Consider the following 13,844-nt stretch of genomic DNA (forward strand, 5'->3'; position numbering starts at 1 on the left):
CTGAATCTCCATAGATTTTGACCGCTATACAGCCTTGATTTTCCGGACGGCCAGGGGATGTCATGTTTCGCTTAACGGCAGCCCGGAAGAATTCCGCTACTAGTTGTAGCAAATACTGTAAATTTTGCCAGTTACCTTTTTAAACGCTTCTCCAGCCAGTCGCAAATTTCATTCAGCGCCTTGTCGAAACTGGCCATCATCGGCTTCACCGGAATCAGCAACGCTTTGCCATCTGACGAAGAGTTAGCGATCAGCTTGCTCTCCTCTTCCGGGCTGAAAAGATCGTTTTGCCAGTAGCCCGACAGCATGGGTGTCGGCGTCCGGCGGCCCAGCAATCCCTGAGTTTTCAGCGAATATCGATTGAGTTCGGTACGCAGCGCACTGTCAGAAGCGGTTGCCATGCCCAGCCGGCTCGCCAGCATATCCATATACATATCCGGGATCTCATCCTGCAACGCTGTCTGCGTCAGCAGCGCATGCACAATCGGGCCAAGACAGGCGACCCCACGCAGCCGCTGCGATTCCAGATAGGCCAGTCGTACGGCCACGTTAGCGCCAAAGCGATAACCAAACGCCGCCACGCGGATATGGTCGATCCAGGGCACGTTTTTCAGATCGCGCAGCACCTGCTGATGCAGAAAGCTGGTGTCCTGATTTAGCGTCCATTTCACCGAGTTGCCTACCGACGGCACATCAATGGTCAGCATGGCGATGCCGCGCGGTGCCAGGTAATCATGGAACAGGCGATAGTGATCGCTCTGTAATGAGTCGAGCGCGCCACAGAACAGCACGGTGGGATAAGGCGCTTCAACGTCAGGCGGCATGTGCAGAAAGCCGTTAACCGGGCTGCCACCCTGAATGGCGAACGTCAGCGGTTTCAGCTCGCCCGGCAGGCGTTGAGTCGCCTCTTCATAGGCGCGGTTCGCCAGCGTCTGCGCCTGGTCGGCCAGCTCATCCCCTTTTATATAGGGATAGGCCGCAACGCTGTAGAGATGCGCCGCGTGCAGCCAGTAGTCGCCCGCCTCGCTGTCGTCGGTGGCCTCCAGCGCTTTCTGCTGCCAGATACCCGCCTGTTTACACCATTCGAAATGCCAGTTGCCGCCGCGAAAACCGATTACAGTGTCGAGCAGCGTCTCATCCGTATGTTCAACATTGCTGATGGCAATCCGAGCCAGCACTTCGCTGATCTCCTGCGGCGTCAGGCCACGCCATGTCCACATCAGCTTATTCAGCATACGATACCAGCCACGCTGGCTGTCACCATCCAGGGCTGAGTGGACATCCGAAGTAGCATGATGGTGGCGGCGAACCAGGGTTGAGGTTTCAGGATGTTTAAAGCGCGGTTTGAACAACTCCTCGCTGAGATTTTTGCTCGACATACTCACTTCTCCTGCAACAGAAACGGCGATGGCTAAGTGTACTGTACGGCAATTCGGGGTGCGAGGCACAGAAAGCACAACGCCCGGAAAACCGGGCGTTGTCTGATGCATATCAATCAGCTTTTAACAATCGGCGGGATGTAGACCACGCCCATATCCCACGGCTGCTCGATCCAGGTATCCTGCGGAATATCGACAATATAATCATCAACCAGTGAGCGACCGGCCGGTTTAGCGAAAATGGTGCAGAAACGCGCTTTCGGGTACATCTCGCGAATCGCCTGGGCGGTGCCGCCGGTATCCACCAGGTCATCGATCACGATAAAGCCTTCGCCGTCGCCTTCTGCGCGCTTCAGAACTTTCATTTCGCGCTGATGATCGTGGTCATAGCTGGAGATGCAGACGGTATCGACGTAGCGGATACCCAGTTCACGTGCCAGCAGCGAAGCCGGTACCAGACCGCCGCGGCTCACCGCGATAATGCCTTTCCACTGTTCAACAGGAAGCAGCCGCTGGGCCAGTTTACGGGCATGAATCTGAAGCATGTCCCAGGTAACGACGTATTTTTCGCTCATAGAATAGAAATCCCAGCCAACCGAGGTGGCGTAAAAATGTGCAACGGGGAAAAGGTTGCGCGAGATTATAAGGAGTTGACGCACTAAAAACCAGCACCCGCGCACTGGTTGCGGCTTTTTAGCGCGTCTGAGAGCGCACCCGGTAGAAAACAGTGATATTCTCGGGCCTGGCTCGTCAGATTCTCTGACGGCGATTTTTCACTGGAAACTCGCGATGTCCGGCCTCGCCGGTACACTGACACAGGAGACCTGTCGTGTCTGAATTGTCTCAACTCTCTCCACAGCCGCTGTGGGATATTTTCGCTAAGATCTGCTCTATTCCCCATCCCTCTTTTCACGAAGAAGCGCTGGCGAGTTACATCGTCGGCTGGGCCAAAGAGCAAGGCTTCTGGTGTGAGCGCGATCAGGTCGGCAACATCCTGATTCGTAAGCCCGCCACCGCAGGCATGGAAAACCGTACCCCGGTTGCGCTGCAGGCGCATCTGGATATGGTGCCGCAGAAAAATAATGACACCGTTCATGACTTCACCAAAGATCCGATTCAGCCCTGGGTTGACGGCGAGTGGGTGAAAGCGCGCGGCACCACGCTGGGCGCGGACAACGGCATCGGTATGGCTTCTGCGCTGGCAGTACTGGCTGACAACAGCCTGACGCATGGCCCGCTGGAAGTGCTGCTGACCATGACTGAAGAGACCGGTATGGATGGCGCATTCGGTCTGCAACCCAACTGGCTGCAGGCAGAAATCCTGATCAACACCGACTCCGAAGAAGAAGGTGAGATCTACATGGGCTGCGCGGGCGGTATCGACTTCGTCACCACCCTGCCGCTGACCCGTGAAGCGGTGCCTGCTGAATTCCAGACCCTGAAGCTGACGCTGAAAGGCCTGCGTGGCGGTCACTCCGGTGCCGATATTCATATGGGCCTCGGCAACGCCAACAAACTGCTGGCGCGCTTCCTGGCGGCACACGCTGCTGAACTGGATCTGCGTCTGCTGGCCTTCAGCGGCGGTACGCTGCGCAACGCGATCCCGCGTGAAGCCTTCGCTACCGTGGCGGTCGAGAGCCACAAAGCGGATGCGCTGAAATCAGCGGCGGCGCACTTCCTGAGCGCCATCAAAAATGAGCACGGCATCAAAGAGCCGAACATCGCACTGGTCACTGAGCCGCTGGCGCATCAGGGTGATGCGCTGAACGCTGACAGCCGCGATCGCTTCCTGAACCTGCTCAACAGCATGCCAAACGGTGTGATCCGCAACTCCGACGTGGCGAAAGGCGTAGTAGAAACCTCACTGAATATCGGTGTGGTGACCATGGAAGCCGATCATGCAGAGATCAACTGCCTGATCCGTTCGCTGATCGACACCGGCCGCGATTATGTGGTGCAGATGCTGACCTCACTGGGCCAGCTGGCCGGTGCACAGACCAAAGCGAAAGGCGGCTACCCAGGCTGGCAGCCTGATGCGGACTCCGCCATTATGGCGCTGACCCGTCAGACCTATATCGCGCTGTTTGATAAGACCCCGAACATTCAGGTGATCCACGCCGGTCTGGAGTGTGGTCTGTTCAAAAAACCGTATCCGGAGATGGATATGGTATCGATTGGGCCGACCATCACCGGGCCGCACTCGCCGGATGAGCAGGTTCACATCGAAAGCGTTGGCCTTTACTGGAAACTGCTGACCACCCTGCTGAATGTGGTGCCAGAAAAGTAATTCTGGCACAAAAAAAGTAAACCAGGCTCCGGCCTGGTTTTTTTATGCCTGTGACTTTCCCCCAGCATAATTCGCTGCCTTTTCCGCCCTTTCCCCCGCTATTCCGCCGCTTTCCCGCGCTTCGCTGGTTGTAGCCGCCATTATGTCCAGATGTCTGGATGGCTAATAAGATTTCGTGCTAGCTTATGCGCTTTCGGCTGTTGCCGCGCCTGAAGGTTCAGGAAAAAATGCGGCCAGTGATTCTTCAGGAGAGTAATGACATGCCAGGGTTAAACTGCCTTGAGATGCGTAACATCTCCATCGCTTTTGGCGGGTTTGCCGCGCTATCGTCGGTGGATTTCCGCAGTGACGGCCATTCGGTACATGCACTGACCGGCGCTAACGGCGCGGGCAAGTCAACACTGATGGCGATCCTTTCCGGTGCGCACAGCCACTACAGCGGCGAGATCCTGCTGGATGGTGAGCCGGTCTCCATCCGTACGCCGCGTGATGCGAAACGGCTGGGTATCCATCTGGTTCAGCAGGAAGTGGACGTGGCGCTGGTGCCGCAGCTCAGCGTAGCGGAAAACATTCTGCTGGATCGGCTGGCAGAGCCTGGCCACCGCTATCGCTGGGGCGAGGTTCGGCGTCAGGCGCGGGCGCTGCTGGCTCAGCTCGACGTGGCGCTGGACGTCAACCGGCTGGTGGAGCGCTGCACCCTGGCTGAAAAGCAGCAAATTCTGCTGGCGCGCGCGCTGTCACACCACTGCCGCTTTCTGATTCTGGATGAACCCACCGCCCCGCTGGATCAGCATGAAAGTGAGCGGCTGTTTGCTGTGGTGCGTCGCCTGCAGGCCAGCGGCATCGGCGTGGTGTTTATCTCTCACCGCATTCATGAACTGAAAGCAATCTGTGACCAGCTGACGGTGCTGCGTGATGGCCGGTTGATCGAAACCGGCCCGATGGCGGCACTGAGCGGTGAGCAGATCGTGGAGAAGATGCTGGGGCATCAGCTCACCGATATCTTCCCGGCCCGTCGTGCGCAGCAGACTCAGCCGCTGCTGCTGGCGATTGACGGTCTTCATGATGAGCAACTGCTGCAGGATATCTCGCTACGATTGCACAAAGGGGAAATTCTGGGCATTGCAGGCCTGGCCGGTGCCGGTAAAACCGAACTCTGTAAGGCGCTGTTTGGTGCCAGCAAAAGCCGCGTCAGTCGCGGTGAACTGCATGGCCAGCCGTGGCAGCCCCGTTCGCCGCATGACTCCGTCAGTCGCCGCATGGCGCTGGTGCCGGAGGAGCGGCGCAAAGAGGGGATCTTTATTGATGAGTCGGTGGCAATGAACCTCAGCGTCAGCGCAGACGACAGCTTTTCGCGCTGGAGCCTGTTTGGCCATCGCCAGGCGTGGCGCTGGGCGGAGCAGGTTATCCAGCAGTTGCAGGTGCGCACCACCGGTCCGGCACAGACGCTGCGCCGTCTCTCCGGCGGCAATCAGCAGAAAGTGGCGATAGGCAAATGGCTGCGCAACAACGCCGACGTGCTGATTTTCGATGAGCCGACGAAAGGCGTCGATATCAAAGCCAAAACCGAACTCTTCACCCTGATCGATAACCTGGCGCGCGAGGGGAAAGGCATCATTTACGCGTCGGGAGAGTTTTCTGAACTGGTCGGTTTATGCGACCGGATTTGCGTGCTCTGGGATGGACGCATTGTGGCCGAACTGGCTGCACGCGACGTCACCGAAGAGACGCTTTTGCTCTATTCCACCGGAGGAACCCCTGCGTGAGCAGCAAAGAAACCAGCCTGAATCTGACAGCCTCGCCGTGGCGTCACCAGTTGTTCGACTTTCTCTATAAATGGGGCATGTTGCTCACGGTGGTGATCCTGATCGCCGCCTTTGGTCTCGCCTCCGACAGCTTCCTTGAACCCAACAATATCATCAATATTCTGCGCTCAATTGCCATTGTCACGGTGATTGCTATCGGCGTCTCGATCTCGCTGACCGTTGGCGGCTTTGATCTGTCGGTCGGATCGACCGCCTCGCTGGCCAATGCACTGGTGATTTCACTGTTTGTCTGGTACGGCTTCGGCACTACCACCGCCATTCTGCTCACCCTGGCGCTCTGCACCCTGGTCGGGCTGTTTAACGCCTTTCTGATTGTGATCCTGCGCATCCCCGACATGCTGGCAACGCTGGCGACACTGTTCGTGATTCAGGGTGTGGCGATGACCTACAGCTTTGGCGGATCGATCACCGAGAACATGGTGCTGCCGAGCGGTGATATGGCGGAAGGCACCATTCCGGCGGCGTTTGGCCTGCTCGGCCAGGTGCCCACCATCGTCATCATTATGCTGGTCGTTACCGTCGCCGCGCAGCTGGCGCTCTCCCTGACTAAACATGGTCGCCGGATGTATGCGCTGGGCGGCAATCCGGAAGCGGCGCGCCTCTCCGGCATCCGCACCACCCGCTATCGGGTGCTGGCGTATGTGATCGCCTCACTGCTGGCCGGCCTGGGCGGCATTCTGCTCGCCTCGCGTATCGGCTCCTCGCAGGTGAATGCCGGTAGCGGCTACCTGATGGACGCCGTCGCGGCGGCGTGGATTGGCTTCTCACTGGCGGGCTCCGGCAAGCCGAATGCGCTGGGCACGCTGGTCGGTGCGGTGATCCTCGGCGTGCTGCAGAACGGTCTGGTGATGCTCTCTGTTCCCTACTACGCCATGGACATTATTAAAGGGCTGGTGCTGGCTTTAGCACTGGCGATCACCTATATCCAGCGCCGCTGAGGCGCGTTTACCGGAGTTGATAACAATGCAAAAAATAACACTCTCGCTGCTGGCCCTGAGCCTGCTGAACGCCAGCGCCGCCTTCGCGGATACCGTCACGCCGGTGCCTGCGGCTATCGCCAGTCATGATGGCCCGATCCGTATTGCGGTGATCCGCAATCTCGGCTCCGATGACAACACCACCCAGTTTGTTGCCGGTGCCATTCAGCAGGGTCGCCAGCTTGGCTTCAAGGTCAGCACCTTTCTCAGCAACGGCGACGATGCGCGCTTCCAGGATTTCGTGAATCAGGCGATCAGCCAGAAATATGACGGCATCGTGCTGTCGCACGGTAAAGCGCCCTACGCCAGCGGACTGGTGAAGCGCATTGCCGATGCAGGCATTAAGCTGTCGGTGTTTGATACGCCGGTGGATAGCCCGATCCCGGGCGTCACCGTCACCGCGCAGGATGACGCTTCACTGGCGCAGTTGTCGCTGGGCCAGCTCATCCATGATTTCAACGGCAAGGCGAACATCGTCAAGCTATGGGTTGCCGGTTTCCCGCCGATGGAACGCCGTCAGGTGGTGTATGAAAAACTGCTGAAAGAGAATCCGGGCATTCATCAGCTTGAGTCGATTGGTGCGGTTTCAACTGACGTTCAGGGCGACACCGCCAATAAAATTGGCGCGATTCTGGCGAAATACCCGAAAGGCAAAATCGACGCCATCTGGGGTGCCTGGGATGCCTTCAGCCAGGGCGCTTACAAAGCGCTGCAGGAGAATGGCCGTACCGAGATCAAGCTCTATAGCATTGATGTCTCGAACCAGGATTTGCAGCTGATGCGCGAGAAAAACAGCCCGTGGGTGCAGACGGTAGCGGTCGATCCTAAAACCATTGGCGCGGTGAATATGCGTCTGGTGGCGAAGAAAATTGCCGGTGAAGAGACGCCAGCGACTTATCAGTTTAAAGCGGCATCGATCTCTCAGCAGCAGCTTAACAGCCAGCCTGGCGCGGTGAACGTCGCGTCACTGAACAAGATCATTCCGGGCTGGGGCAGCAATGAGGATTTCGTTGCCCCGTGGTTTGCGACCCTGGCGGCGAAATATAAGAAGTAATCGGATGTCAGCCTTGCCGGTCGGTGAGGCTGACGGTTACAGACCCAGCAGCAGCTGACGCTCCAGCTGGGGATCCACCATAGTCACATGTAATCCTACCAGCCGCACGCCGCGCCCGGCACGACGCTCATCCCAGGTTTTACGGGCGATGGCAATCATGTCCTCTTTGTTCAGCACCGGCCAGATATGCTCCTGGGTCGTCTGCTGAAAATCACTGAACTTCAGTTTGACGCCCTGACGCGCCACCTGCTTGTCAGGCCGGATCTGCGTCAGCCGGCGATCCAGTTCGGCGTAGAGAAAATCGATAATTTCCAGGCAGGCATCCCAGTCGCTGATATCTTCCGCCAGCGTCCGTTCAACCCCCAGCGATTTACGCTCGCGCTCAACGATCACGCTGCGGTCATCAATGCCATTGCTGCGCTCCCACAGCACCCGGCCAAACTTACCAAAGCGCTTTAACAGCAGCGCTAAGTCCGCCTTCTGCACGTCGCCACAGGTTACCAGCCCCATCTCTTCCAGCTTTTTGGCCGAGACCTTGCCGACGCCAGGGATCTTCGCCAGCGGCAGAGTCAGCAGAAAACCGGACATCTCCGGCGGGGTAATCACGAACTGGCCGTCCGGCTTATTGAGGTCAGAGGCGATCTTCGCCAGAAATTTAATCGGGGCGATGCCCGCTGAGGCGGTAAGCCCGGTTTCACGGTAGATGGTGGCACGGATCGCCTGCGCCATCAGTGTGGCAGAGCCGTGACAGTGGGGGCTGTCGGTGACATCCAGGTAAGCTTCATCGAGGGAGAGCGGTTCAATCAGCGGCGTATAGCGGGTAAAGATGTCGCGGATCTGCGCGGAGGCTTCTTTATAGGCGTCAAAGCGTCCTGGCAGCAGACGCAGATGCGGGCATAACTTGAGGGCCATGCCGGTTGGCATCGCGCTGCGCACGCCAAATTTGCGCGCCGGATAGTTGGCGGTGCTGATCACGCCGCGACGTTCGCGGCTGCCACCAATGGCGATCGGGATGTCGCGCAGCTGGGGATTATCACGCATCTCCACCGCGGCATAGAAGCAGTCCATATCGACATGAATGATTTTACGCATACCCCCTCCGGCACTGGATAAGTATACAGTTGGCAGGGGTAACTGCAATATTTGTCGCGCTGACGATTAAAGTTTACAAATTTCTGGCCGAATATCTTTCAGTAAATCGCGAATTTGGCTGACGCCGTCTTGCTAAAAAAACAGACAATGTTTAATGTTGCGCTGCGGTAGCGGACAGTTCCGATAATGCAAACAGAGACGCACATTTTGCGTCATGTTCTCTTCACCTCAAGGTACACACAGCATGGGCAAAATCGCACTCCTGTTTGCGATGATTTTACTGCCAGCCCTCAGCATGGCAATGACACCCGAACCCGTCTCAACGGCACCGGTCAGCAAAGAATTAAAGAAGCAGTTACTCGGCACCCCGGTCTATATCCAGATCTTCAAGGAAGAACGCACGCTCGAACTCTACGGCAAAATCGGTAACGAATACCGCCTGCTGGACACCTACCGCATCTGTAACTTTTCTGGCGGCCTCGGCCCGAAACGTCGTGAAGGCGATTTCAAAAGCCCGGAAGGTTTTTACAACGTGAAGCTGAATCAGCTGAAGCCGGATAGCCGGTTTTATCGCGCGATCAACATCGGCTTTCCGAATCAGTACGATCGTAATCAGGGCTACAGCGGCAATTACCTGATGATTCATGGCGACTGTAAGTCGATTGGCTGCTATGCCATGACTAACGCCTATATGGATGAGATTTTTACCTATGTGAATGCCGCACTGCGTAACGGCCAGCAGGATATCAGCATCAGCATCTATCCATTCCGCATGACCGACAGCAATATGCAGCGTCACCGCTACTCCACCTATGCCAGTTTCTGGCAGCAGCTGCAGCCGGGATACGCTTACTTTGCTAAATATCATCAGCCGCCGATGGTTAATGTCGCCAGCGGTAAATATGTGATGAACAGCAGCCCGGCACCGGTTTTAGCCAGTCCCGAAGCCGCTTCACGTTCATTCCTGGCGCTCTCCAAGGCAGAATAACGCCCATTCACCTGGCACGATCCGCTGCCAGGTTTCATTGGCCGTCAGTGGCTGCGTAGCAATCACCGTCACCACGTCATGCGGCGTGGTGTGCTGCTGAAAATCGACCTCCACATCCTGATCCAGTAACTGCGCCCGGCCAAAGGGTGCGCGACGGGTGATCCAGTAAAGATTGGTGGAGCAAAAGGCCATCAGATAACGGCCGTCTGACAGCAGCATGTTAAACACGCCCTTCTGCCGCAACGTGCCGGCAAGCTCCCCGATAAAACGAAATACCGCAGGCCAGTTGCCGGGTGTACGCGGATAGCGCGTCGCCAACTGATGCAGGATCCAGCAGAACGCCTTCTCACTGTCCGTTTCACCCACCGGCCGGAATGTGCCGGTCTCCAGCTGCCGATAGCCCCTGAGCTGCCCGTTGTGCGCATAGGTCCAGTTACGGCCCCACAATTCGCGGGTAAACGGGTGGGTATTTTCCAGCGACACCTGCCCGCGATTCGCCTGGCGGATGTGCGCCACCACCGAATGCGATTTGATCGGATACTCCTGCACCAGACGCGCAATCGGCGAGTTAAAGCTCGGCAGCGGATCTTTAAACGTACGACAACCTTTATCTTCGTAGAAGGTAATGCCCCAGCCATCTTTGTGAGGCCCGGTTCCACCGCCACGCTGAACCAGACCGGTAAAGCTGAAACAGATATCCGTGGGAACATTGGCGCTCATCCCGAGCAATTCGCACATAGCCACCGCCTTAGAGTAAGCGGCCTCCCGTCAGGCGGGAGGCCAGCGCAGTTACTTCACCATCTCTTTTTCGACCAGCAGCATCAGGATGTGGATCACTTTAATGTGGATCTCCTGGATGCGATCGGCATAACCAAAGTGTGGCACCCGGATTTCAATGTCGGCACTGCCTGCCATCTTACCGCCATCTTTACCGGTCAGGGTGATCACTTTCATCCCCTGCGCACGGGCAGCTTCAATCGCTTTAATGATATTGGCAGAGTTACCGGAAGTTGAGAGGCCCAGCAGCACATCGCCCGGACGCCCTACCGCTTCCACATAGCGTGAAAAGACATAGTCATAACCAAAGTCATTACTGACGCAGGAGAGATGGCTGACATCAGAGATGGCAATCGCCGGATAGCCAGGACGATTTTCGCGGTAGCGACCAGTCAGCTCTTCAGCGAAATGCATCGCATCGCAATGTGAACCGCCGTTACCGCAGGAAAGCACCTTGCCGCCCGCCTTAAAGCTGTCAGCCAGCAGCACCGCCGCACGCTGGATCGCATGGATATTGGCCTCGTCGCTGAGGAATTTATTCAGCGTATCAGCAGCTTCATTAAGCTCAGAGCGGATAATGTCCTGGTACATAGGGATGTCCTTTTTTAGGAGAGGTTAATCGCAGCAAGTTTAACGGAATGGCCGGTCAGCGCAAAGCGTCATGCCATGGCTGGCCAGGCAGTGGCGGCGATTATCGCTGCAGCGGGTGATGCAAAAATGGACAGAAATCGGTTTTTGTGAGGCAGGTTGTAATTGCGATGTAAACAAATTGATAAATCATTCCAACTGCTCTAAACCTCTCTACATAACAGGTCAGACCTCTTACTACTTGGAGCGGTTCATTATGATGGTTGTCTCGATACTTGCCACAGTGGCGCTGATTGGCGCCCTGTTCTATCACCGCCTGTCGTTGCGGCTCAGCAGCGCGATTCTGCTGCTGTGGACTGCTGCGATGGCTTTTGCTCACCTCTGGACGCCATGGTTACTGTTGCCGCTGGCGATCATTCTGCTGCCGTTCAACCTGCCGTCACTGCGCCGCAGCCTGTTTTCAAAGCCGATGTTTCAGCGCTTCCAGCAGGTGATGCCGCCGATGTCACGCACCGAAAAAGAAGCGATCGATGCGGGCACCACCTGGTGGGAAGGCGATCTGTTTCAGGGCAAACCAGACTGGCAGAAGCTGCACAACTATCCGCAGCCGCGCCTGACCGCCGATGAGCAGGCTTTTCTCAATGGTCCGGTTGAAGAAGCGTGCCGCATGGCCAATGATTTCCAGATTACCCATGAGCTGGCCGATATGCCGCCGGAACTCTGGGCTTATCTGAAAGAGCATCGTTTCTTCGCAATGATTATCAAAAAAGAGTATGGCGGACTCGATTTCTCCGCCTATGCGCAGGCCTGCGTGCTGCAAAAACTGTCGGGCGTCTCCGGGATTCTGGCGATTACCGTGGGCGTGCCTAACTCATTAGGTCCGGGCGAACTGCTGCAACACTACGGCACTGAAGAGCAGAAAAATCACTATTTACCCCGGCTGGCACGCGGCGATGAGATCCCCTGCTTTGCGCTGACCAGTCCGGAAGCGGGCTCAGATGCCGGAGCCATCCCCGATACCGGCGTGGTCTGCATGGGCGAGTGGCAGGGTCAGCAGGTGCTGGGCATGCGGCTGACCTGGAACAAGCGTTATATTACGCTGGCGCCGATCGCCACCGTGCTGGGGCTGGCATTTAAACTCTCCGATCCGGATCATCTGCTCAGCGATAACGAGAATCCTGGCATTACCTGTGCGCTGATCCCGACCAACACGCCCGGCGTGGAGATAGGTCATCGCCACTTCCCGCTTAACGTGCCGTTCCAGAACGGGCCGACACGCGGCAATAATATCTTTGTGCCGATTGACTATATTATCGGCGGCCCACAAATGGCCGGTCAGGGCTGGCGGATGCTGGTGGAGTGTCTGTCTGTGGGTCGCGGCATTACGCTGCCATCGAACTCAACCGGCAGCCTGAAAAGTGTGGCGCTGGCGACAGGCGCCTATGCCCATATCCGTCGTCAGTTCCGCGTCTCAATCGGTAAGATGGAAGGGATTGAAGAGCCGCTGGCGCGCATTGCCGGTAACGCCTACGTGATGGATGCGGCGGCCACGCTGATTACCGCCGGTATTATGCAGGGTGAAAAACCGGCAGTGCTGTCAGCGATTGTGAAATATCACTGCACCCATCGCGGTCAGCGCGCCATTATCGACGCCATGGATATTGCCGGCGGTAAAGGCATTATGCTGGGTAACAGCAACTTCCTGGCCCGCGCCTATCAGGGTGCGCCCATCGCCATCACGGTGGAAGGCGCTAATATTCTGACCCGCAGCATGATTATCTTCGGACAGGGTGCGATTCGCTGCCATCCTTATGTACTGCAGGAGATGGCGGCAGCAGCCAGCAACGATGTTAACGCGTTTGATCAGGCGCTGTTCAGCCACATCGGCCATGTCGGCAGCAGCACCATGCGCAGCCTGTGGCTGGGCTTAACCGCCGGACGCACCAGCGCCACCCCGACCCGCGATGGCACCCGTCGTTACTATCAGCATCTGAACCGCATCAGTGCCAACCTGGCGTTGCTCTCTGATGTGTCGATGGCGGTGCTGGGCGGCAGCCTGAAACGTCGTGAGCGTATTTCGGCGCGTCTGGGCGATGTGCTGAGCCAGCTCTATCTCGCTTCGGCGACGCTGAAACGCTATGACGATGAAGGCCGCAACGAAGCCGATCTGCCGCTGGTACACTGGGGCGTGCAGGATGCGTTACATCAGGCGGAAGTCGCGATGGACGATCTGCTGCGTAATTTCCCGAACCGTCTGGTCGCGGGCGCATTGCGGATGACTATTTTTGCAGGCGGTCATCACTGCCCTGCTCCGTCTGACCGTCTGGACCATCAGCTGGCAAAACTGCTGCAACAGCCGTCAGCTACACGCAGCCGTCTGGGCCGTGGCATGTACCTGACGCCCAGCGAGCACAACCCTGCCGGTCAGCTGGAACAGGCGTTGCAGGATGTGATGGCGGCAGAAGTGATCCATGACAGGCTGTGCAAACAGACGAAGCAGCACCTCTCCTTTACCCGGCTGGATGCGCTGGCGAAGCGCGCGCTGGAGCAGGGCTGGATTGATGCTAAAGAGGCTGAAGTGTTGCAGCGTGCTGAGGCCAGCCGCCTGCGTTCGATTAACGTCGATGAGTTTGAGGCGGATGCGCTGGCAGTGCCGGTGCCAGAGAAAGCCCCTCAGGCTGCGTCGCGGGCGAGTGAGGCAGCATAGGGTTAGCGTTAGCCTGCATCACCGGCGCAGGAACAGGGTCAGAAGAGGAAAGCGTCCCGCGTCAGGACAACGCGGGCCGAGCGAGCCAGGGATGGCTTTAGCGACTTTCCGATCTGCCCCTGTTTCCGGCGCGGGCACACTCTTACAGCCAGCCTTTGATTTACCTGAA

General features: G+C 57.4%; 11 protein-coding genes. 6 read left to right on the top strand and 5 right to left on the bottom strand.

Annotated elements, in window-relative coordinates:
* Positions 1-131: 131 nt before the first annotated feature.
* Both frsA and gpt read right to left on the bottom strand, forming a co-directional pair.
* Positions 132-1,379, bottom strand: coding sequence for an esterase FrsA (gene frsA, locus OK412_RS13855; protein ID WP_264353255.1), 1,248 nt, complete (start codon positions 1,377-1,379; stop codon positions 132-134).
* Between the two features lie 116 nt (positions 1,380-1,495).
* A complete protein-coding gene (gene gpt, locus OK412_RS13860) occupies positions 1,496-1,954 on the bottom strand; it encodes a xanthine phosphoribosyltransferase (RefSeq protein WP_009091894.1) in 459 nt (152 codons plus the stop codon).
* A 254-nt stretch (positions 1,955-2,208) separates the two neighbouring features.
* On the opposite strand from gpt, the gene pepD reads away from it, so the two are divergent.
* The 4 genes from pepD to OK412_RS13880 all read left to right on the top strand — a co-directional run bounded on the left by pepD (position 2,209) and on the right by OK412_RS13880 (position 7,523).
* Entirely contained in the window at positions 2,209-3,666 is a 1,458-nt protein-coding gene (pepD, locus tag OK412_RS13865) for a beta-Ala-His dipeptidase (protein ID WP_010671162.1), read from the top strand.
* A gap of 260 nt (positions 3,667-3,926) precedes the next feature.
* Complete coding sequence (locus tag OK412_RS13870) at positions 3,927-5,432, top strand: sugar ABC transporter ATP-binding protein (RefSeq protein WP_031292786.1); 1,506 nt, start codon at positions 3,927-3,929, stop codon at positions 5,430-5,432.
* Complete coding sequence (locus OK412_RS13875; RefSeq protein WP_010671160.1) at positions 5,429-6,430, top strand: ABC transporter permease; 1,002 nt, start codon at positions 5,429-5,431, stop codon at positions 6,428-6,430. Before OK412_RS13870 ends, OK412_RS13875 begins: the two co-directional genes overlap by 4 nt.
* Before the next feature lie 25 nt (positions 6,431-6,455).
* Entirely contained in the window at positions 6,456-7,523 is a 1,068-nt protein-coding gene (locus tag OK412_RS13880; protein WP_010255186.1) for a sugar ABC transporter substrate-binding protein, read from the top strand.
* Positions 7,524-7,559: 36 nt separating this feature from the next.
* On the opposite strand, the gene dinB is transcribed toward OK412_RS13880, so the two are convergent.
* Positions 7,560-8,615 carry a DNA polymerase IV gene (gene dinB, locus OK412_RS13885; protein WP_031590388.1) on the bottom strand — a complete coding sequence of 352 codons (1,056 nt, stop codon included), beginning with the start codon at positions 8,613-8,615 and terminating at the stop codon, positions 7,560-7,562.
* A 244-nt stretch (positions 8,616-8,859) separates the two neighbouring features.
* Here dinB and dpaA point away from each other — a divergent pair, with 244 nt between their 5' ends.
* Positions 8,860-9,603: a peptidoglycan meso-diaminopimelic acid protein amidase gene (gene dpaA / locus OK412_RS13890; protein ID WP_010255183.1), complete on the top strand. Its 744-nt coding sequence runs from the start codon at positions 8,860-8,862 to the stop codon at positions 9,601-9,603.
* On the opposite strand, the gene OK412_RS13895 is transcribed toward dpaA, so the two are convergent.
* Positions 9,574-10,341: a class II glutamine amidotransferase gene (locus OK412_RS13895; protein ID WP_010255181.1), complete on the bottom strand. Its 768-nt coding sequence runs from the start codon at positions 10,339-10,341 to the stop codon at positions 9,574-9,576. The genes dpaA and OK412_RS13895 overlap by 30 nt on opposite strands.
* Positions 10,342-10,392: 51 nt before the next feature.
* Complete coding sequence (gene lpcA / locus OK412_RS13900) at positions 10,393-10,971, bottom strand: D-sedoheptulose 7-phosphate isomerase (RefSeq protein WP_033756701.1); 579 nt, start codon at positions 10,969-10,971, stop codon at positions 10,393-10,395.
* 253 nt (positions 10,972-11,224) lie between these two features.
* On the opposite strand from lpcA, the gene fadE reads away from it, so the two are divergent.
* On the top strand, positions 11,225-13,675 hold the full coding sequence (gene fadE / locus OK412_RS13905) for an acyl-CoA dehydrogenase FadE (protein WP_010255176.1): 2,451 nt from the start codon (positions 11,225-11,227) through the stop codon (positions 13,673-13,675).
* The last annotated feature ends 169 nt before the right edge of the window (positions 13,676-13,844 follow it).

The sequence above is a fragment of the Pantoea sp. JV6 genome (assembly GCF_025910055.1).
Lineage (GTDB): Bacteria > Pseudomonadota > Gammaproteobacteria > Enterobacterales > Enterobacteriaceae > Pantoea > Pantoea agglomerans.

Bases quoted from the DNA above. Each gene is read 5' to 3' on its own strand.
- frsA (WP_264353255.1), bottom strand. From the start codon at position 1,379: ATGTCGAGCAAAAATCTCAGCGAGGAGTTGTTCAAACCGCGCTTTAAA.
- gpt (WP_009091894.1), bottom strand. From the start codon at position 1,954: ATGAGCGAAAAATACGTCGTTACCTGGGACATGCTTCAGATTCATGCC.
- OK412_RS13870 (WP_031292786.1), top strand. From the start codon at position 3,927: ATGCCAGGGTTAAACTGCCTTGAGATGCGTAACATCTCCATCGCTTTT.
- OK412_RS13880 (WP_010255186.1), top strand. From the start codon at position 6,456: ATGCAAAAAATAACACTCTCGCTGCTGGCCCTGAGCCTGCTGAACGCC.
- dinB (WP_031590388.1), bottom strand. From the start codon at position 8,615: ATGCGTAAAATCATTCATGTCGATATGGACTGCTTCTATGCCGCGGTG.
- dpaA (WP_010255183.1), top strand. From the start codon at position 8,860: ATGGGCAAAATCGCACTCCTGTTTGCGATGATTTTACTGCCAGCCCTC.
- OK412_RS13895 (WP_010255181.1), bottom strand. From the start codon at position 10,341: ATGTGCGAATTGCTCGGGATGAGCGCCAATGTTCCCACGGATATCTGT.
- lpcA (WP_033756701.1), bottom strand. From the start codon at position 10,971: ATGTACCAGGACATTATCCGCTCTGAGCTTAATGAAGCTGCTGATACG.
- fadE (WP_010255176.1), top strand. From the start codon at position 11,225: ATGATGGTTGTCTCGATACTTGCCACAGTGGCGCTGATTGGCGCCCTG.